The sequence below is a fragment of the Corynebacterium doosanense CAU 212 = DSM 45436 genome (assembly GCF_000767055.1).
Lineage (GTDB): Bacteria > Actinomycetota > Actinomycetes > Mycobacteriales > Mycobacteriaceae > Corynebacterium > Corynebacterium doosanense.
In genome coordinates, this window is the sequence record NZ_CP006764.1 from 1943194 (window position 1) to 1961621 (window position 18428).

An 18428-nucleotide genomic window follows, 5' to 3' on the forward strand; every position below is an offset into this window, starting at 1 on the left:
ATGGCGAAAGACAAAGACAAGGGTTCCACCGCCGCCTCCAAGGTTGCCGAGAAGGCCGCCAAGAAGGAGCAGCGGCAGGCCAAGCGCACGCAGCGCAACAACACCTGGAAGCAGATGTGGGAGGCGTTCAACCTCCAGCGCAAGCAGGACAAGAAGCTCATCCCGCTCATGCTCCTGGTGCTGCTGGGCACCATGCTCGTCTTCTTCCTGCTCGGCCTCCTCTGGGGTGGCCAGTGGTGGATGCTCGTCATCGCAATCCCGCTCGGCGTGCTGCTGGCCGTCCTGCTGTTCACCCGCCGGCTGGAGTCGTCGATGTACGACCGCGTCGCTGATCAGACGGGCGCCGGCGGCTGGGCGCTGGAGAACATGCGCAACACCATGGGCGTTGCGTGGATCACCAAGACCGGTGTCGCGGGAACGACGCAGATGGATGTCGTCCACCGCGTGGTCGGCAACCCCGGCGTCGTCCTCGTCGGCGAGGGCAACCCCACCCGCCTCAAGCCGCTGATGAAGCAGCAGGCCAAGCGCATCGACCGCGTGCTCGCCGGGGTGCCCGTCTACGAGGTCTTCGTCGGTGACGACGAGGAGAAGGACCAGGTTCCGCTGAAGAAGCTCCAGCGCCACATGCTGAAGTTCCCGCGCAACTACAAGAAGGACGAGGTCTACTCCCTCTCCGCCAAGCTCGACGCCATCGACGCCACCACCGCCCGGCAGGCCGGCCTGCCCAAGGGGCCGATGCCCAAGCAGGCGCAGAACATGTCCGGCATGAACCGCCGCATGCGCCGCGCCCAGGAGCGCCAGGGCAAGTAACCCGCCCCTCTTCGCCAGGCCCGCTCCCCATCCACGTGGGGGGCGGGACTTTTTCTGTATCCTCCCCCACCATGAGCATCGATCTGAAGAAGGATCTCCCCCACCTCTACCGACCCGGTGCCCGGGACTTCGTGGAGGTCGATGTCCCGCCGCGGACGTACCTGGCCATCGACGGCGAGGGTGACCCCAACACGTCCGCGGCCTACCGGGAGGCCATCGAGACGATCTACCCGGCGGCCTACGCCGTGCGAAAGGCGTTCAAGCAGCGCACCGGCGACGCCTTTGTCGTCGGCCCGCTCGAGGCCCTGTGGTGGGCGGAGGACCCGGCGGACTTCGCCCGCGGCAACAAGGACACGTGGAAATGGACCCTGCTCATTCCGCTCCCGGACGAGGTGGCACAAGAGGACATGGCTGCGACGGGCGTCGAGAAGCGGGAGATCCGGGAGGGTCGGTGCCTGCAGATCCTGCACATCGGACCCTATGACGCCGAGGGGCCGACGCTGCACCGGCTGCACCACGAGGTCATGCCCGCGCAGAAAGTGACCTTCAACGGCGCGCACCACGAGTTCTATCTCAGCGATGTGCGAAAGACGGCGCCGGAGAAGCTGCGGACGGTGCTGCGCCAGCCGGTCAGGCCCGAATAACGGCGGTGCCGGTGCCGCGGTCGTGCATGCCCCGGCCGTCGACATCCACCATCGCGGCGGGCAGAACAAACATGGTCAGAAGCGTGCGCACGGCCGCGCGCCAGAGGCCCACGCGGGCACCGGCGACGTCGACACGCGCGACGCCCAGGCGCAGGACCGCCATACCCGGGGTCCGGGCAAAGAGCCAGCCACCGATGATGCCGATGACCACCCACACCAGCAACGTCAGTGTCGCGGTGTCGCCGAGAGCGTTGGTGAACATGTTGATGAAGGCGGCGATGATCCAGGAGATGAGCCAGTCGATCGCGACCGCACCCGCGCGCCTGGCCACCGAGGCCATCGACCCGGGCCCGGATTCGGGGAGACCAATGATCTTGCCGGGCCAAAAAGCTGCTTCACCACTCGCCCGCGTGCTGTTCACCATGACTGACAGCGTAACGCCAGCGCCTTTGCCGCGGAAATACACGCCCCGTACCCGATAAGCCGACAGATAGTCGCTACCATGTAGGACATGCCCCCGCTGCGGCGGAAACCAACAGAGAAGTACGCCCACCAGTTGTCGAAACCCCAAGGAGACCCGCGTGGCATTTGAAAACATCAAGGAAATCGTCCAGTTCATCCAGGACGAGGACGTGCAGTTCCTGGACATCCGCTTCACCGATGTCCCCGGAACCGAGCACCACTTCACCCTCCCCGCCTCTGCCTTCGATGAGGAGGCGGCCGAGGCTGGCATGGCGTTCGACGGTTCGTCGATTCGCGGCTTCACCACCATTGATGAGTCGGACATGACGCTGCTGCCGGATCCGGCGAGCGCGTACGTGGATCCGTTCCGCGAAGTCAAGACGCTGAACATGCAGTTCTTCGTCAACGACCCCTTCACCTTCGAGCCCTTCTCCCGCGACCCGCGCAACGTGGCTAAGAAGGCCGAGGAGTACCTGCAGTCCACCGGCATTGCGGACTCCGCGTCCTTCGGCATGGAGGCGGAGTTCTACGTCTTCGACAAGGTGAGCTACGCCGCGGACGTCAACCAGGCGTTCTTCCACGTCGACTCCGAGGAGGGCTGGTGGAACCGCGGCGAGGAGACTAACCTCGACGGCTCCCCCAACCTGGGCAACAAGACGCGTGTCAAGGGCGGCTACTTCCCCAACACGCCGGTCGACCAGACCCAGGAGGTGCGCGACGCCATGGTGCAGCGCCTGCTCCAGGTCGGCTTCGACGTCGAGCGTTTCCACCACGAGGTGGGCACCGGTGGGCAGAACGAGATCAACTACCGCTTCGACACCCTTCTGCGCGCGGCCGATGACCTGCAGACCTTCAAGTACATCATCAAGAACACCGCCGCCGAGTACGGCAAGGTGGCCACCTTCATGCCCAAGCCGCTCGCCGGTGACAACGGCTCGGGCATGCACGCCCACCAGTCGCTGTGGAAGGACGGCAAGCCGCTGTTCTACGACGAGTCCGGCTACGGCGGGCTTTCCGACACCGCCCGCTATTACATCGGCGGCCTGCTCCACCACGCCCCGGCCGTGCTGGCGTTCAGCAACCCGACGCTGAACTCCTACCACCGCCTGGTCCCCGGTTTCGAGGCCCCGATCAACCTGGTGTACTCCCAGCGCAACCGCTCGGCCGCCGTGCGCATCCCCATCACGGGCAACAACCCCAAGGCCAAGCGCCTGGAGTTCCGCGCGCCGGACCCCTCGGGCAACCCTTACCTGGGCCTGGCCGCCATGCTCATGGCGGGCATCGACGGCATCAAGAACCGCATCGAGCCCCACGCCCCGGTGGACAAGGACCTCTACGAGCTCCCGCCGGAGGAGGCCAAGTCCATCCCCCAGGCCCCGACCTCCCTCGAGGCCGCCCTGCAGGCACTTCGCGACGACCACGAGTTCCTCCTCGAGGGCGACGTGTTCACCGAGGATCTCATCGACACCTACATCAACTACAAGGTGGAGCACGAGATCATGCCGACCCGCCTGCGCCCGACGCCGCTCGAGTACGAAATGTACTTCGACGTCTAAAAAGACGCTTCTCGACGGCCGCTGCAACGCCCTCCCGCCTCACGGCGCGGGGGCGTTCCGTCATCTCCGGGGGGCATGGCCTGCGCGGGGCCCGGCAAGCTGCTTCAATGGGTTGTTATGGACAGCAAAACCACCCGGCGCAGGACCGAATCCGCGGCCAACTGGGCACACGACCACCCGGTCCTGAAAAACCTCGCCCGCGCGGGTTATGTCGTCACCGGCCTCCTGCACATCCTCATCGGCCTCATCGCCGTGCGCATCGCCACCGGTTCCGGCGGCGGGGAGGCCTCCAACAGCGGCGCACTCGCGCAGATCGCCTGCGCCCCCGGCGGCCGGATCGCGCTGTGGGTCGCCGCGGTGGGGCTGGCTGCGCTCGCCCTGTGGCGCTTCGCCGAGGTGCTCATTGGCCCGGAGATGAAGGACCGCGCACGAGGAGCGATCCTCGGGGTGGTCTATCTCTTCCTCTCGATCACCGCCGGCCGTTTCGCCGCCGGGGGCTCGAGCTCGGACGGTGACAAGGCCTCCGGGACCACAGCAACCGTGCTCCAGCAGTCCTGGGGCGTGCCCGTGGTGATCGCCGCGGGACTGGTGATCACCGGGGTCGGCGTCTACAGCCTGTACAAAGGGGCGACGAAGAAGTTCCTGGAGGAGATCGAATCGCGGGCTGCATCCGGTGACGTCGGCAGCGCCATCGTCTGCGCGGGTGTGGTAGGATACATCGCCCGCGGAGTCGCCTTCGCGGTGCTCGGTGGCCTGGTGGTCTGGGCCGCGCTGAGCAATGACCCGGAAAAGGCCGGCGGCCTCGACGCGGCACTGCGGTACGTGGGCCAGCAACCGGCTGGCATGATCCTGCTCATCATCGTCGGTGTCGGGCTCGCGCTCTACGGCGTGTACTGCATCGCACGGGCGAAGTACATCGACGAGTAGTGGCCAGCAATTCCCCGTAACCTAACTCGTTCAGCTACACGGACTCCAACGGCTCAACACCCATCCAGAGGCCGCGGAGGTGCAACTATGGATCGAGGTTGACATTCCACACTCCTACCCGACAAGCCCGCTGGGGTGAAGCAATTCATTTACATACCTAATACTTTAGCCCAAACAACTATGGCCGATCTGAGCAACTCAGCCGACGGCGCTCTGCTCCTCATCGGCCAGACAGAAATCGTCGTTCACTTTGATGATGAGTGCAATCGTCAACTTCAGCACAGTGATGTAGGTATCGAAGTGGGGGGCCTCGCCGCGGCCATTCGCTTGCGCCCCATGCACGTACTTGTTTCGTACCTGGGGCCCGTTAGAAGAATCAACCAAATTGAGGACGTAGTTAAAGTATGCTGATTCAGCTTCAGTGAGCAGGGAAGACCGGCGGCTTACCCAGCCCTTCTCTTCCATTGCACCAACTTCTGCACGACCTGCTGCTGAAAGGTGGAAATAGTTCACTGCTTCAGTGGCGAACAATGACTTGAGTATGCGGAGCTGTTGCAAGTTCGCAATACACAGCTGCTCGTTCAAACGCTCGACGATACCGAGGCTGACGAGACGATCAACCGTGCTTTTCTGAAACTCGTGCAGATCCCCATACAAGACGTTATTGTTCACAATTAGTTCGGCGAAGTTATCCCCGCTTAGACCATCCCGGACAGAACGTAGACCCGATTGATCAGAGAAAAGCGCGTGAACTATTCCGCTAATCTCATTGCCGGGCGACTGGTAGATATATTTGCCGGCTACAAGGCTCGGCACTTCCCTGTACCGGACCGGTTTCGAATCGATAGCCAAGAGCTCCGGATCAAGCTCCCCCTCCTCTACAAACAGCGCAAACTGTCTCACGACGCCATCCAACTCGGCAAATAGATGTCTAATTTTCTCTAGATACGTCGCCTCTCGCGAAGATCGCGTAAACGAAAAATTCTGGACATTGAATTCCTCTGCCAAGTATTCATTAAAGAACCAGGCGATGACATCCTCCAAGTCGATCCCCCTGCCCTTCAAGTAATGGAGATAAAAACCCGTCTGGAGGAGGGTAAGATGCTCTTTAGACCGAAACGCTACCCCTGTTCGATAGTCTTTCACTCCCGTCGCCCCGAGCATCCGTTCGAAAACACTGAGCTGCGCCGGATATGAAGGTAATGTCAGTACCGCCTGAAGGTCGGCAAACTCAAAAAGGTGTAGAAAATTGTTAAGTATGCTCGGGTATTCAAGGGTCTGCTCCAACCAGCTATTGCTGTACGTGAACCTAGCAGATATTCCATCAGAATCGTCTATTTCCACCACAACCGGGTCATCTTGATCAGCGGAAATGTTTACCGCCACGCCCGTCTTATAGCCCCTCGAGTTCTCAAAAAGTTGTTCGGTCAACTCAGCACCTCGATGCTGAGCCTGGAGTCTTAATTTATTATCGATCCCAGTTGTTTGTTCCGACTCCGACGGCGCAGTCTCGATAAGTCTCATATAGTTGAGGTTTGCTTCGGGGCTCGCGATGTAGCTCTCGAGTAGGTCGCGCACCTCTTTCGGCGTGATACTGGTTGGAAGATGAACTTTTACAGACGTACCCGCCTCCAAATATTTTCGGATCAGATGTTCTGCATTCTCCGAGGAGGAAAGTAGCTTTTTATGTACCTCTGCCGGGTACGCGGATACGAGTTTCGCGCATGCTAGCAATTGGCCGATGTGGATGCCCGCGTTACCGAGCGCTGACAACATAACGTCGGGGCTGCACCTGTCGTACGCCTTGTTTCTCCCGAGAAGGTCGAGTAGATCATCGCGGTATTCGTAGTCGATGTCAGTAACGATGCTTGCACAATTGGCGTCGTTGACCGTGTTGAAGAATCGTGCAATCGCACTATTCATTTTCCGCGCAAGATTAACTGCGTTCGTACGATCTTCTTCCGTGAATGCCGACGGAAAGAGACCGTTGTCGATGTACTTCTGGACATTGTGGAGTTCGATCGCGTCCTTAGCTGAAGTCAGCGTGTCGTTAACCTTGAATTTTTCAATGACCTCAGTCACTCGATCCATGTGCGCCCCGGCCGCTAGGTCGTGCGTCCCATAGAACCTCACCCGTCGGAAGCTTTCGTCCAATTCCATCGATTAACTCCGATCCCATCATCTCGCTGTACAGCCACGCACAACTAACAGGAGTCGGACCGCATGGTGTGAACAAACTGTATCAGCTGTCGAGACAACATCATCCCACGATGAACCCGTCACCGCGTCTAGTTTAAAGGGCCGAGAAGCTTGGGCTTTGGCGGGCATGAGTCGTTCTTTCTGCAGCTATCCGCTACAGCTGGGCCTTATTCAGACCCCGCCCATCATCTATGCAAGACGACTCAGGGGAAAATTTCCGGGAATAGAACTCGGGCCTGGACATCCTCACATCTCAAAACTCCGAAACCCGATCGCCGCCTCCACGCCAACTTTCTCCCCCAACCCCTTCGCCATGGCGGGAATGAACTCCGCCGGCTTGGGGTGATCGGGAAGATCGGCCAGGTATTCCTTGTGCGCCTCCAGTGAGGCCACGCCCTTGTCCAGCGCCTCGCCGGTGACGTCGACAAACGCGTCAACCTCGTCGTCACCGTAGCCGCCGATGAGCAGCCGCCCGGCGGACCACGGCTCCAGCTCACCTAGCTCCTCGCGGAAGATCCACCGCGTGCCGGCGTCGCGGATGGCGTCGGCCGTGGCCAGCCCGACCACCCGGTGATCGACGTGGTTGATGCCCCAGGAGACCTCGACCTCGAAATTGGTGGCCACCACCACGTCGGGTCGGATCTTGCGGATGTGCCCGGCGATGGCCCGGCGCAGTTCCAGGCCCTCGACGAGGTGACCGTCGGGAAAGTCCAGCACGGTGAGGTCGCTGACGCCGACGATGTCGCAGGCGTCGCGCTGCTCGCGTACGCGCAGCGGGCCGACCACCTCGGGTTCGCGCTGCATCCCGGCCTCACCGGCGGTGAGCAGGAGGTAATTCACCTCGATGCCCGCGGCGGTCCAGGCGGCAACGGCCGTCGATACGCCGTATTCCAGATCATCGGGGTGCGCGACGACGCAAAGGATCCTCTTCACGCCGTCCGGGTTCAGTTCGGTAGCCATGTCCCCTACCGTAGCGATGGTGGACCTCACCCTCACCGCGCTCGACACTCCGGACCTCCCCGCGATCCGCCGTGTGCTGCACAAACACCGGCTGGCGCCGTCCGGCATCTTCCTTGCGGGATCGCTTATCGACAACCGCCCGCTCACCTTCGAGTCCTCCTACCTCGGTCCGGAGGCCACGAGCTTCTACGGGCAGATCTTTCAGGCCGAGCCGGGCCCGCAGCTGTGCCGGCTCGTGTTTGAGCTGGCCGTCGCCGGGCCGCTGCTGGTGAGTGTTTCCCCCGGGCCGCCGCACCTGGTGGTCTGCGGCGACGGCATTGACGTCCGGGATGTCACGGACGAATCGGTGCCGCCGTGGTTGGAGGTGGTGGCGGTCGTCGATACGCCGTCCGAGCTGGAACGGGCCTTGACGGGTGAGTGGGGGGAATTTCGGTCGACGTTCGGGGATCGGTACTGGGGTTAGTTGCGTTTGGTGAATCCCAGACGCGGCGTGAACCCCTCCGGGCGCTTGCGCTGGGCCACGGCATCGGCGATGAGCAGGCGGAACTGCGGGTCCTCGACGGGCAGGTGGGTGACGGAGAACCAGCCGACCTCGGAGGATTCGTCGTCGCCGGCCACAGCGTCCTGGTTGCCGGTGGGGGAAAGACGCAGAACGGTGGCCATGTAGGTGGCCCGGTCGCCGTTGACGTGCACGACCTCCTTGGTCGCGCCGACCCCGATGAGGGCGTCCACCCGCGCCTCGATGCCGGTCTCCTCCAACACCTCGCGCACGGCGGTGACATGGGGTTCCTCACCCGGCTCGCAGATCCCGGTCACGGGAGTCCACTTGCCGTTGTCCGACCGGCGCACCAGGAGCACCTCGGGAACGGCCCAGATGGAGTCGTCGGTGGAGTCGCGCAGAACGATTGCGGTGACCGACGGAATCCACAGGGGGTCATGTCCGATCTTCTCGCGGAGGCGGACGATGAACTCCGGAATGGGCATGAGAAATTCCTTCTGGTCGACAGGGGTTGGGCGCGCCCAGTTTAGCCGCCCCGCTGGGTTAGACTGACCGCCATCATGTCGATCTCACCGAGCGAGCCTCGCACCCCCCGCCTCGAGGATCAGGCAGCCCTGCCCACGGCGATCGCCGGAGACTCCGCGCAGCTGCTCACCCTCACCGACACTGAGGTGTTCTACCCGGACCCGGCCCCCGCCACCTCCTCGCGCGTGGTCAAACGTGACCGTCCGCGGTGGCGTGCCGCCGGGTGGGTCGCCTACCCCGTCGTGGTGCTCGCGCTCGTCGTGTCGGGAGTGCTGCTGACCTCCTACGGGGTCGACGACCTGGCCAACCAGCAGACCGCCACGGACACACCCCGGACCGTGGCTGACCCACCGCCGCCACCCAGCGAGGCCCAGCAGGTTGACGCCGCCCGCTTCGACCCGGGCATGGTCACCATCTCGAGCACCGGCATCGGCGACACCGGCGTCCGCATCGTGGGCGAGCTCACCGACGTCGCCCTGGCCAACCCCAACACCTTCAGCGAGCACATCGCCGGCGTGCTCACGGACGCGTGTGTCAACAATCTCCATCTGACGACGTCAGACAACCTCCTCGTGGACTTCTGGGGTTTCTGTTTCGCCTCTCTTCCGCCGGAGGCCATCTCGGAGTCGCTGACCTACGCGGTGGACAACGACGTCACCAGCCTGAGCTTCCAGACGTTCCCCGCGCAGGAAAACCAGCGGCGCATCTCCTACGTCTGGCAGGTCTCCGACCCGGCGGAATACGACCGCATCGTCGAGTCCTGGGAGGACATCGACCGTCCCCGGGGCGTGGACCACGTCCTCTTCTCCATCTACGGAACCGACGCCATCTCCGACCGGATGACCTACGCCGACCTCACCGAGGACGGCCTCAAGGTCCAACAGGCGGACGAGAAGTCGGGCGAAGAGAACTAGGCGCTCTCCACCGGCAGCAGCCGGGCGTCGGGGACGACCTGCGCGATGATCTCCCGAATCTGCGCCATCGACGCGTACGCGATCGCGCCCGCCGGGGCGGAGATCCCGTCCCCGTTGCACTCCGGGGAGCCCTGGGCGTCCTCCCTGGTCCCCGATACCAGGCCGACGACGGCGGTGTGGCCCGCCACGCCCGCGGTGACGGGCCCGCCGGAGTCGCCGCGCTGCGCGCACAGGTAGGCGGTGTCGCCGACCGTGCGCACCTCCGCATCCGTCTCCGGATCCACCATGATGTAGTGCTCCCCCCGCAGGCCGAGGTCACCGCAGGTGATGCCCGTGGTTCCGCCGATCTTGCACGCCTGGCCCGTCGCCTCGGGAGGCAGGTTGGCCAGCACGGTGTCCACCGGAGGCTCACCGCCTGTGACCATCGGGCGGCCGGGGTTGAAGATCTCCACGATGGCGACGTCGGGAACCCGGCCCTCGTCATCCGGAGCGGGTGCCTGATCCAGACCCGAGTAGATGACCCGGCCGAGTTCGACGGTGTAGTCGGCCATCGTCGAACCGTCGCTCGGCCACAGCAGGTCACCCACGCTGCCGCAGTGCGACGCCGTGACGGCGTACATCCGCCCGTCCGCGCCGTCGAAGGAGAACGCGGCGGTGCATTCCGTCGCGGAAAAGGAGACCCCGGGCTGCGGGTACTCGGTGGTGAGGTGGAACGTGGAGCCCGGTGCCCACGGGGAGTACGCCGGGGTCACGGGCGCCTCCGACGGCGCGACGGTCTCGGCCGGGTTCGCCTCCCCCTCCGCCTGCACCTCCGGGAGCACGGCCGAGGCCGACGCATCACCGGGATGGGTCACTGCCGCCGGGGTGGGTTCCCGCAGAATCCCCAGGGACGCCACTCCCGCGACGGCCGACGAGGCCAGGACGACGGCGGCCAGCCACGGCGCGAGGGAGCTACTGGTCGTCGGACTCATCCGAGTCCAGCTCCCGTTCCCTGCGCTCCTGCCGCTCCTGTTCGGCCTTGAGCTCGCGGGCGAATTTTTCCGGGTCGAACTCCTGGAAGTATTCCGGCCCGCCGAAGAACTCCTGTCCCATCAGTTTTCCTTTTCCGCGGCGTGTTTGGCGATGAATTCCTTCACGGCCTCGGCATCGTTGGGCAGATCGACGACGAATCGCTCGCCGCCCTCGATGCCCGCGAAACGCTCCGGCACCGCCGGGAAGGAACCGATGGCCTCGGTGATGGTGTCGGCGAACTTCACCGGCAGGGCCGTCTCCAGGACGATGATGTCGGTGTTCGTGACATCAAGGTTCTGCCGGGCGACGTGGACACCGTCGGCCGTGTGCGGGTCGATCAGCGTGCCCAGGTTCTCGTGGGCGTGTGTGATCTCGCGCAGGCGATCCGCGTGGGTGGAGCTGCCGGAGACGATGCCCAGGGAGTCGATGGCCTCGGCGAAGTTGGGGTCCTCCCCCAGGTCGAAGCCACCGGTGGGAACCTTGACGGAGAACAGCTCTTCGATCTCCCCGGCGTCGGACTCGAGCAGGTCATAGACGAATCGTTCGAAGTTCGACGGGCGGCTGATGTCCATCGACGGCGAGGACGTCACCTGCGAGTCCACCCAGGCGGAGCCCGTGCCGTAACGGCCGGTGCCAAAGAAGGTGGCCAGCGTGTCGTTCTCGTTGTTGGCCACGATGATCTTGTCGATCGGCAGGCCCATGAACTTGGCCACGTGCCCGGCGTAGGCGTTGCCGAAGTTGCCGGTGGGCACGGTGAAGGAGACCAGCTGGTCGTTGGTCGAGGTGGCCTTGAAGTACAGCGCGAAGTAGTAGGCCACCTGCGCGAGGATGCGGGCGAAGTTGATGGAGTTCACCGCGCCGACCGAGTACCGGGACTTGAAGCCGGCATCAGCGTTGACGGCCTTGACCAGGTCCTGGCAGTCATCGAACCCGCCCTCGACGGCGATGTTGTAGATGTTGTCGTCGTCCAGCGAGAACATCTGGGCCTGCTGGAACGGCGTCATCCGACCGGCCGGGGTGAGCATGAAGACGTTGATGTTGTCGCGCCCGCGCATGGCGTACTCGGCGGAGGAGCCCGTGTCACCGGAGGTGGCGCCGAGGATATTGATCTTCGCGCCGCGGCGGGTGAGCACGTACTCGAAGAGCTCGCCGAGCAGCTGCATGGCCATGTCCTTGAACGCGGCGGTCGGGCCCTCGGAGATGTGGCCGAGGAGCACGCGGTCGTCGAGACGCGAAAGACGCACGATCTCGTCGGTGCCGAAGGCCTCCGCGGTGTAGGCCCGGCGCGCGATGTCCTCGAGGTCCTCGGCGGGGATGTCGTCGATGTAGAGCTTGAGGATCTCCGCGACCAGCGCCGCGTAGCCGTCGGTGTCGAACACCGTGCGCAGGGATTCCAGCTCGGCGCGGTCGACGTCCGGGTAGGCGGTGGGGATGTAGAGACCACCGTCGGAGGCGAGGCCGGACATGAGGATGTCGGTGAACTTGGCAGCGGTCTGGCTGCTGTCGCGCGTGGAAATGTAGTCCATGGGCATTCACCCTACCGGCGGGGTCCCGGAAAGACGGGGACTAGGGTTGCCAGTTATGACCGCTACCCCGCCTGTGCCTGACCCGCGGGAGCGCCTCTCCCGCAAAGCCCTCATCGTCTGGGGAGCGGCCGTGCTGTTCTACATCGTCGCGGTGGCCGGGCGCACGTCGTTCGGCGTCGCGGGAGTGGACGCCATCGACCGCTTCGGGGTGGACGCCTCGCGCATCGCCGTGTTCACCGCCGTGCAGCTGGCCGTGTACTCCTTCTCGCAGATCCCGGTCGGCCTGCTCGTGGACCGCTTCGGCTCGCGCAAGGTGCTGGTCGCCGGCGCCCTGATCATGGGCGTGGGCCAGATCATCCTCGGGCTGACCGGCAACTACTGGGTCGCCGTGCTCGCGCGTGTGCTCATCGGCGCCGGCGACGCCACGGCCTTCCTCTCCGTCATGCGGCTGTTGCCCTACTGGTTCCCGGCGCGGTTGACGCCTCTGTTCGGTCAGCTCACGGCCGGCCTGGGCCAGCTCGGGCAGTTCGTCTCGGCCATCCCATTCCTGGCGCTGCTCGGCGCGCAGGGTTGGACCACGTCGTTTGTCACCCTGGGGGCGGTGGGCATTCTCATCGCCATCGCCGCGGGACTGGCCATCCCGCCCGAGCCTGCCCGGGACGAGACGGCTCCCGCCCCGGCGAGGTTCGGCGAGACTTTATCGACGGTCGTGCGTCACCCACTCGCCTGGCAGGCCTTCTTTGTCCACGCCTCGGGCATGCTCAACCAGATCGTGTTCACGCTGCTCTGGGGCGTGCCGCTGATGACCCTGGGCATGGGCCTTTCCGGTGCGGAGGTCGGCGTGGTGCTGCTGTGCAACACCATCGCCACCATCTCGGCGGGGCCGATCCTCGGCGCAATCTCACAGCGTGCGGGCCGCCACCGGGACCTCGCGGTGGTGGCGCTCTCCTCCATCATCGGCATCAGCTGGCTGGTGTTCCTCCTCCCGGATCAGCCGCGCACCATGCTGGCCGCGGTGGTCATCAACATCATCATGGCGTTTTTCACCCCGGTCTCGAACTTCGGTTTCGACAACATCCGCGCGCGTATGGACCGGCGCATCATCGCCACGGCCACCGGCCTGGGCAACATGGGCGGGTTCCTCCTGGCCATGGTCGCCGCACAGCTGGTCGGTTTCTCCCTCGACGCCACTTCCGCGGGCGCGGGCTACGCCTGGTCCGACTTCCGCTCCGCCTGGTTCATCGTCCTGGGTATCTGGCTGTTCGCGGTCGTGGGAATCCTGGTCAGCCGGGTGTTCATCGCCCGCTGGGAGCGGGGCCAGAGCCGCGTCCGGGTCGTCGACGAAAGCTAGATGGCCGCTTATCGACGGCCCTTGCCCAGCTATTTTGACTTGCCCATCGGCCGTCCGCTTCCCTATCGCTTCGGATGCCTGTATCCTGGGATGCACTGGAGGTTAGGAACGACGTTCCTTTCCCTGAGGTGAAGAGGTCTACCGGACAATATGCGCCGGTAGGCCTCTTCTTTGTGTCACCGAACCTCGGGCTTGTGGTTGAGAATCTGACTCACGGTGCTCGTGCCTGTCAACCAGTTTCTCAGCACTGGGTCGATGCTGCCGACCAGATCAAAAGCGTCGTTGGCTCGGTCATCGACATCGACGTTGAGCAGGCTGTCCATATGAGAGACCCGATTGCGCAAGAGATGAAGATGAGCGACGCGCCAGTAAGTTTTTTGCCCATCGGGATCTTCTGCGTGCGGGAATGCCGCAGACAAGGATTCATTCCACATGCGAAGCCGGTTCTGGTTCCTCTGGTCTTCCTGGCTCATATTTGGAGCATGGTTTGGAAGCAGGTCCTTCCACATACCAAACATGGTGTGCGCGAGCACGTCGTCATGGGTGAGCTCGTCGCCGTGCCGTGGATGCCCCGGAGGTCGAATTGTTAGGGCCTTTTCTGCGTCATGGTGAGCTCTCTTTCTCTTGTCTTCAACCAGGGAACGAAGCGGGTTTGCAGGCTCATCCAGCAACCAGCTCGTTTCCTGTGCCCTCGCTTCATTGTTCCAAAGCTGAAGTTGTTCGTCGATGGAGTTTCGGAGCATGACTTCGGTCAATCCGAGCAGTTGCTGCACGGACGCGGTGAGTTGCACACTCCAGCGGTAGAGGTTGAGGGCGGCTTTCTTATTCCCTCCGGCCTCTGCAAGGTACGGCTCGAGACGTGCTGCGCCCAGGTGTTTGAGTACCTTGTCCCGCGATTCGGGCTTCATTCGCTAATCATGACACACGCTGCGGTACGACACCTGGCGTTACGCCACCCCTACTCCGGCTCCCCCACCAGGTACTCGGCGATGTCGGCCGGGTTCTCAAAGAACTCGCGGGTGGCGCGGACGGATTCGAGGTCGTCGAAACGTGTGGGCATAATCCCGGCCTCGTTGATCTCGATGATCTCCGCGCCGGGCAGCGCCGGGAGGATGGCGGAGTGGGTGGCGATGAGAAACTGCGCACCGCGCTCCGCTGCCGCGTGGATCTCTGCGAGCAGGGCCATCTGCCGGATGACGGACAGGCCGGCCTCGGGCTCGTCGAGAAGGTAGATACCGGGCCCGCCGATGTACTCCCCCAGCAGGTCGAAGACGGCCTCACCGTGGGAGCGTTCGGCCACCGGGTTCTGCAACCCCAGTCGGGCGCCACGGGCGATGGGTGAGTCCGCTCTCTCCACGAGGCTCGAGTGGGTCTCCGCGGTGAGGTAGAACCCGCCGATCATCTGGTCGGCGCGGGCAACGAACGCTCCGCGGGGGACCCCTTTGCCGTTGAAGCCGAACCGTGGTCCGCCGCCCTCGGGGAAGGCCAGGGCCGCGGCGATGCCCTCGAGCAGCGTCGACTTGCCCGCCCCGTTATCTCCGGTGAGAAACGTGACCGGTGCCCGGAAGTCCAGCTGCCCGCGGGTGATCAGGTTGCGGATCGCGGGCAGCTCGCGGGCGTAGTCGGCCAGCCATTCCGGATGACGGACGCGGATCGAGGACAGCAGCATTATCAGCGGCGCCCGCCGCGATCCGGCCCGCCGAGCAGTTCCGCAATGAACTTCAGGGCCGCATCGCTGCCTGCGGAGGGCATCGGCCGCTCCGGGCCGGGCGTGCGCGGTGCCCGGGCGTGCGAGGGATCGCCGGCGGAGGTGATGGACAGTGTGTTCTCCGTGACCTCGACCCGCGCGTCCGCGGCAATGCCCGCAGTGCGGGCGGCCTCGACGAGGGCGGCGAGGTCGGCGAAGGTGGAGTCGGCCAGGTCGAGCGAGAGATGCAGAGCCATGAGAGAAATTCCTTTCAGGGAAGTCGGTTTCGCCCCACGCTAGCTACCAGCGCGCCACGGGAGAACCGTTCGGCCCGGATCTCAGGGAAAGATCCGGGCATTCACCTACGCATGCTCGTGCGAGGCCGCCTCGCCCCAGAAGATCTCGTCGACGACGTTGCGCGCCCGTCGGGTCAGCCGCAGGTAGGTCTCCAGGAAGTCCTGGTAGTTGGTGGCTCCCCAGCCGGCGGCGCCGGAGACCTTCATGAGGTCGGGCCCGGCGGCCGGCAGCTGGTCCTTACGTTTGCCCTTGACCAGCACGATGGCGTTGCGGGCGCGGGTGGCCATGATCCAGGCGTCGCGAAGCGTGGTCACCTGCGCCGCGGTGATGATGGCCGGGTCGTCGATCTCCTCGAGCACGTCGAGGATCTCCAGGGTGGAGGTGTTGTGCAGGCCGGGGATTTCGTGGGCGTGCTCCATGGTGAGCAGCTGCACGGTCCACTCGATGTCGGTGAGCGCACCGCGGCCGAGCTTGGTGTGCGTGGTGCGGTCCGCCCCGCGGGGCAGGCGCTCGTCGTCGACACGCGCCTTGATGCGCCGGATCTCCCGGATCTGGGCCCGGGTGGCGCCGGCCTCGGGGTAACGGAACTGGTCGATCATACGCAGGAAACGCTCGCCCACCTCCGCGTCACCGGCGGCGAAGGAGGCCCGCAGCAGCGCCTGAACCTCCCAGGTCTCGCCCCATTCGCGGTAGTAACGCTCGAAGGACGCGATGGTGCGCACGACCGGGCCGGAGCGCCCCTCGGGCCGCAGCCCCAGGTCGACTTCCAGGGCCGGATCCGCCGAGGGTTTCTTCAGCCTGCCGCGCAGCCCGTCAATGATCGACGCCGCCCACGCGATCGCCTCCGAGGCATCCACCCCGTCGAGCGGCTCGGCCACGACCAGCACGTCGGCGTCGGAGCCGTAGCCGAGCTCGCTGCCGCCGAGCCGACCCATCCCGATCACGGCGATGCGCGCGGGCGCCTCCTCCCACTCGTTCTTCATCTGGCTGGCGCGGATCTCCGCGAGCAGCGAGGCCTGCAGGACGGCGATCCAGATGTTGGACAGCTCCTCGCAGACCCGGGGCACGTCCATGAAACCGAGGAGGTCGGCGCAGGCGATGCGGGCGAGGTCGAAGCGTCGCAACGCCCGGGCCCTGGCCACGGCCTTGTCCGGGTCTTTGTGGCGTTTCGACGCCGCCACCAGCGACGTGCTCACCTGCCCCGAGGGCGTGTCCAGCAGCTTCGGCCCGGAGGTGCCGTCCGAGAGCAGCTTCACCACGTCGGGCGTGGAGATCACCAGGTCAGCCGTGTACGGGCTGGTGCCCAGGATCTTCATCAGCCGCTGGGCCACGATGCCCTCGTCGCGAAGCGTGCGCAGGAACCACGCGTTGTCGTGCGCCGCCTCGGAGAGTTTGCGGTAGTTGAGCAGGCCCGCGTCCGGGTCGGCGGTATCCGCCAGCGCTGCCATGAGCGTGGGTAGCAGGATGGCCTGGAGTTTGTCCTTGCGTGTGCCCCCGGAGGCCAGAGCCGAGAGGTGCTCGAAGGCGCGTCCGGGGTAGCGGTATCCCAGCGCGGCGAGCTGATCCCGGGCCGCCTCGGGGGATAGCCGGAGCTCGTCGATGCTCATGGTGACCACGGAGTTGAGCAGCGGGCGGTAGAAGAGCTTCTCGTGCAGCCCGGAGATCTTCAGGCGCACGTCCTTGAGCCGGCGCCGGACGTTCTCCACCGCGGAGTGTTCGGGATCGGCGCGGTAGCCGGCCCCCGCGGCCAGCCATTCCCAGGAGGCCGCGTCGTCCGGCTCCGGCAGGGCGTGGGTGCGGCGCATGCGCTGCAGCTGCAGGCGGTGTTCCAGCAGGCGGAGGAACTCATACGCCTCGATCATCGCCTGGCCGTCCTCGCGGCCGACGTAACCCCCGTCCACCAGCGCCTTCAGCGCGTCCGTGGTGGCCAGCGGGCGGAGAGTGTCGTCGGAACGCCCGTGCACCATCTGCAGCAGCTGGACGGCGAACTCGACGTCGCGAAGCCCTCCCCTGCCCAGCTTGAGTTCCCGCTCCTTGAGGTCGTCGGGCACGTTCTCAATCACCCGTCGCCGCATGGCCTGGACGTCCTCGACGAAGGACTCGCGTCTCGACGCCTCCCACACCATCGGGTTGAGCGAGCGCACATACTCCTCACCCAGTTCCCTGTCGCCCACCATGGGGCGCGCCTTGAGCAGGGCCTGGAACTCCCACGTGCTGGCCCAGCGTTTGTAGTACGCGACGTGGCTCTCCAAGGTGCGCACCAGCGCGCCGGACTTGCCCTCCGGACGGAGGTTCGCGTCCACCTCGAAGAAGGCCGCCGACCCAAGGCGCATGAACTCGCTGGCCACGCGTGTGGCCTTCGGCGTGGCGGGCTCGGCGACGAAGATGACGTCCACGTCCGAGATGTAGTTAAGCTCGCCCGCGCCGCACTTGCCCATGGCGATGACCGCCAGGCGTGCGTCGGGCTCATCCTCGCCGTAGACCTCGCGGTTGGCCACGGTGAGCGCGGCGTTCAGCCCGGCGTCGGCGAGTTCCGTGAGCAGCGATGTCGTGCGTTCATAACCCAGCTCCGGCTGGCCCTCGCCCCGGCCGCGGCGGGAGGCGTAGGTGCCGGCGAGGTCGTGGGCGGCGATGCGCAGGATGAGCGAGCGGTAGGCGTCGCGCAGCGTGTAGCGGTCCTGCGCGGCGTCGAGCATCGCCGCGCGCATCTCCTCGGCCTCGGGCACGTCGTCGGCGAGGGTGCGCCACAGCTCCGGGTTGGCCACCAGGTGATCCCCCAGGGCCGATGACCCGCCGAGCAGCGCGAGGGTGCGCACGCGGAAAGCCTCGTTCTCCCGCATCATGCGGTCGAACTCGCCGTAGCTGTCGCCGAGGGCCTCACCGAGGCGCCGCAGGGTGTTGAGCGCGAGGTTCTGATCGCCCGCCCCCGCCAGCGTCCACAGCAGGTCGACGGAGTCCTCGCCGGTCCAGCCCAGCCACTCCAGGTCGGTGGCCGCGTGCCGGCCGGTCAGCCCGAGGGAGGCCGCGGAAGGAACGGTGCTGCGTGAGGGAGTCATGGCG

Annotated in this window: 18 protein-coding genes; 7 read left to right on the forward strand and 11 right to left on the reverse strand. The window is 65.1% G+C overall.

Annotated elements, in window-relative coordinates; genetic code table 11:
• Together CDOO_RS09490 and CDOO_RS09495 are read left to right on the forward strand one after the other, a co-directional pair.
• Positions 1-810 (forward strand): DUF4191 domain-containing protein, encoded by an 810-nt coding sequence (locus CDOO_RS09490; protein WP_018020815.1) that lies wholly within the window; start codon positions 1-3, stop codon positions 808-810.
• Positions 811-881: 71 nt separating this feature from the next.
• Positions 882-1454, forward strand: coding sequence for a GyrI-like domain-containing protein (locus CDOO_RS09495; protein WP_018020814.1), 573 nt, complete (start codon positions 882-884; stop codon positions 1452-1454).
• Here the strand turns inward: CDOO_RS09495 and CDOO_RS09500 are convergent.
• The gene (locus tag CDOO_RS09500; RefSeq protein WP_051063939.1) at positions 1441-1878 is read right to left on the reverse strand and encodes an RDD family protein; all 438 of its coding nucleotides are present in this window, start codon (positions 1876-1878) and stop codon (positions 1441-1443) included. The two genes, CDOO_RS09495 and CDOO_RS09500, sit on opposite strands and share 14 nt — an antisense overlap.
• A 157-nt stretch (positions 1879-2035) precedes the next feature.
• Here CDOO_RS09500 and glnA point away from each other — a divergent pair, with 157 nt between their 5' ends.
• Together glnA and CDOO_RS09510 are read left to right on the forward strand one after the other, a co-directional pair.
• A complete protein-coding gene (gene glnA, locus CDOO_RS09505; RefSeq protein WP_018020812.1) occupies positions 2036-3472 on the forward strand; it encodes a type I glutamate--ammonia ligase in 1437 nt (478 codons plus the stop codon).
• A 117-nt stretch (positions 3473-3589) separates the two neighbouring features.
• Positions 3590-4399, forward strand: a complete 810-nt coding sequence (locus CDOO_RS09510; RefSeq protein ID WP_018020811.1) for a DUF1206 domain-containing protein — start codon at positions 3590-3592, stop codon at positions 4397-4399.
• A 198-nt stretch (positions 4400-4597) separates the two neighbouring features.
• Here CDOO_RS09510 and CDOO_RS09515 read toward each other — a convergent pair whose 3' ends face one another.
• Complete coding sequence (locus tag CDOO_RS09515; protein WP_245616273.1) at positions 4598-6490, reverse strand: hypothetical protein; 1893 nt, start codon at positions 6488-6490, stop codon at positions 4598-4600.
• Positions 6491-6844: 354 nt separating this feature from the next.
• On the reverse strand, positions 6845-7558 hold the full coding sequence (locus CDOO_RS09520; protein ID WP_018020809.1) for a PIG-L deacetylase family protein: 714 nt from the start codon (positions 7556-7558) through the stop codon (positions 6845-6847).
• On the opposite strand from CDOO_RS09520, the gene CDOO_RS13300 reads away from it, so the two are divergent.
• Entirely contained in the window at positions 7557-8021 is a 465-nt protein-coding gene (locus CDOO_RS13300) for a hypothetical protein (RefSeq protein WP_051063937.1), read from the forward strand. The genes CDOO_RS09520 and CDOO_RS13300 overlap by 2 nt on opposite strands.
• On the opposite strand, the gene CDOO_RS09530 is transcribed toward CDOO_RS13300, so the two are convergent.
• Positions 8018-8542 (reverse strand): NUDIX hydrolase, encoded by a 525-nt coding sequence (locus tag CDOO_RS09530; RefSeq protein WP_018020807.1) that lies wholly within the window; start codon positions 8540-8542, stop codon positions 8018-8020. The genes CDOO_RS13300 and CDOO_RS09530 overlap by 4 nt on opposite strands.
• Before the next feature lie 75 nt (positions 8543-8617).
• On the opposite strand from CDOO_RS09530, the gene CDOO_RS09535 reads away from it, so the two are divergent.
• On the forward strand, positions 8618-9496 hold the full coding sequence (locus CDOO_RS09535; protein ID WP_018020806.1) for a hypothetical protein: 879 nt from the start codon (positions 8618-8620) through the stop codon (positions 9494-9496).
• Here CDOO_RS09535 and CDOO_RS09540 read toward each other — a convergent pair.
• The 3 genes from CDOO_RS09540 to thrC are packed head-to-tail and all read right to left on the reverse strand — an operon-like array spanning position 9493 to position 12033.
• Positions 9493-10467, reverse strand: a complete 975-nt coding sequence (locus CDOO_RS09540) for a chymotrypsin family serine protease (protein ID WP_018020805.1) — start codon at positions 10465-10467, stop codon at positions 9493-9495. The genes CDOO_RS09535 and CDOO_RS09540 overlap by 4 nt on opposite strands.
• Entirely contained in the window at positions 10448-10588 is a 141-nt protein-coding gene (locus tag CDOO_RS14110; protein ID WP_018020804.1) for a hypothetical protein, read from the reverse strand. Before CDOO_RS14110 ends, CDOO_RS09540 begins: the two co-directional genes overlap by 20 nt.
• Complete coding sequence (gene thrC, locus CDOO_RS09545; RefSeq protein ID WP_018020803.1) at positions 10588-12033, reverse strand: threonine synthase; 1446 nt, start codon at positions 12031-12033, stop codon at positions 10588-10590. The genes CDOO_RS14110 and thrC overlap by 1 nt, the downstream gene beginning before the upstream one ends.
• A 55-nt stretch (positions 12034-12088) precedes the next feature.
• Between thrC and CDOO_RS09550 the strand changes: the two genes are divergently transcribed.
• A complete protein-coding gene (locus CDOO_RS09550; protein ID WP_018020802.1) occupies positions 12089-13384 on the forward strand; it encodes an MFS transporter in 1296 nt (431 codons plus the stop codon).
• A gap of 176 nt (positions 13385-13560) precedes the next feature.
• Here CDOO_RS09550 and CDOO_RS09555 read toward each other — a convergent pair whose 3' ends face one another.
• The 4 genes from CDOO_RS09555 to CDOO_RS09570 form a co-directional block, all read right to left on the reverse strand.
• Positions 13561-14292: a hypothetical protein gene (locus CDOO_RS09555; RefSeq protein WP_018020801.1), complete on the reverse strand. Its 732-nt coding sequence runs from the start codon at positions 14290-14292 to the stop codon at positions 13561-13563.
• A gap of 50 nt (positions 14293-14342) precedes the next feature.
• Positions 14343-15053: an AAA family ATPase gene (locus CDOO_RS09560; protein ID WP_018020800.1), complete on the reverse strand. Its 711-nt coding sequence runs from the start codon at positions 15051-15053 to the stop codon at positions 14343-14345.
• A gap of 2 nt (positions 15054-15055) precedes the next feature.
• Positions 15056-15328, reverse strand: coding sequence for a hypothetical protein (locus tag CDOO_RS09565; RefSeq protein ID WP_018020799.1), 273 nt, complete (start codon positions 15326-15328; stop codon positions 15056-15058).
• 105 nt (positions 15329-15433) lie between these two features.
• Complete coding sequence (locus tag CDOO_RS09570; RefSeq protein ID WP_018020798.1) at positions 15434-18424, reverse strand: bifunctional [glutamine synthetase] adenylyltransferase/[glutamine synthetase]-adenylyl-L-tyrosine phosphorylase; 2991 nt, start codon at positions 18422-18424, stop codon at positions 15434-15436.
• Positions 18425-18428 lie beyond the last annotated feature (4 nt).

Coding starts and splice junctions, on each gene's coding strand:
- CDOO_RS09490 (WP_018020815.1), top strand. CDS start 1: ATGGCGAAAGACAAAGACAAGGGTTCCACCGCCGCCTCCAAGGTTGCC.
- CDOO_RS09495 (WP_018020814.1), top strand. CDS start 882: ATGAGCATCGATCTGAAGAAGGATCTCCCCCACCTCTACCGACCCGGT.
- CDOO_RS09500 (WP_051063939.1), bottom strand. CDS start 1,878: ATGGTGAACAGCACGCGGGCGAGTGGTGAAGCAGCTTTTTGGCCCGGC.
- CDOO_RS09510 (WP_018020811.1), top strand. CDS start 3,590: ATGGACAGCAAAACCACCCGGCGCAGGACCGAATCCGCGGCCAACTGG.
- CDOO_RS09515 (WP_245616273.1), bottom strand. CDS start 6,490: ATGGATCGAGTGACTGAGGTCATTGAAAAATTCAAGGTTAACGACACG.
- CDOO_RS13300 (WP_051063937.1), top strand. CDS start 7,557: ATGTCCCCTACCGTAGCGATGGTGGACCTCACCCTCACCGCGCTCGAC.
- CDOO_RS09520 (WP_018020809.1), bottom strand. CDS start 7,558: ATGGCTACCGAACTGAACCCGGACGGCGTGAAGAGGATCCTTTGCGTC.
- CDOO_RS09530 (WP_018020807.1), bottom strand. CDS start 8,542: ATGCCCATTCCGGAGTTCATCGTCCGCCTCCGCGAGAAGATCGGACAT.
- CDOO_RS09535 (WP_018020806.1), top strand. CDS start 8,618: ATGTCGATCTCACCGAGCGAGCCTCGCACCCCCCGCCTCGAGGATCAG.
- CDOO_RS09540 (WP_018020805.1), bottom strand. CDS start 10,467: ATGAGTCCGACGACCAGTAGCTCCCTCGCGCCGTGGCTGGCCGCCGTC.
- CDOO_RS14110 (WP_018020804.1), bottom strand. CDS start 10,588: ATGGGACAGGAGTTCTTCGGCGGGCCGGAATACTTCCAGGAGTTCGAC.
- thrC (WP_018020803.1), bottom strand. CDS start 12,033: ATGGACTACATTTCCACGCGCGACAGCAGCCAGACCGCTGCCAAGTTC.
- CDOO_RS09550 (WP_018020802.1), top strand. CDS start 12,089: ATGACCGCTACCCCGCCTGTGCCTGACCCGCGGGAGCGCCTCTCCCGC.
- CDOO_RS09555 (WP_018020801.1), bottom strand. CDS start 14,292: ATGAAGCCCGAATCGCGGGACAAGGTACTCAAACACCTGGGCGCAGCA.
- CDOO_RS09560 (WP_018020800.1), bottom strand. CDS start 15,053: ATGCTGCTGTCCTCGATCCGCGTCCGTCATCCGGAATGGCTGGCCGAC.
- CDOO_RS09565 (WP_018020799.1), bottom strand. CDS start 15,328: ATGGCTCTGCATCTCTCGCTCGACCTGGCCGACTCCACCTTCGCCGAC.
- CDOO_RS09570 (WP_018020798.1), bottom strand. CDS start 18,424: ATGACTCCCTCACGCAGCACCGTTCCTTCCGCGGCCTCCCTCGGGCTG.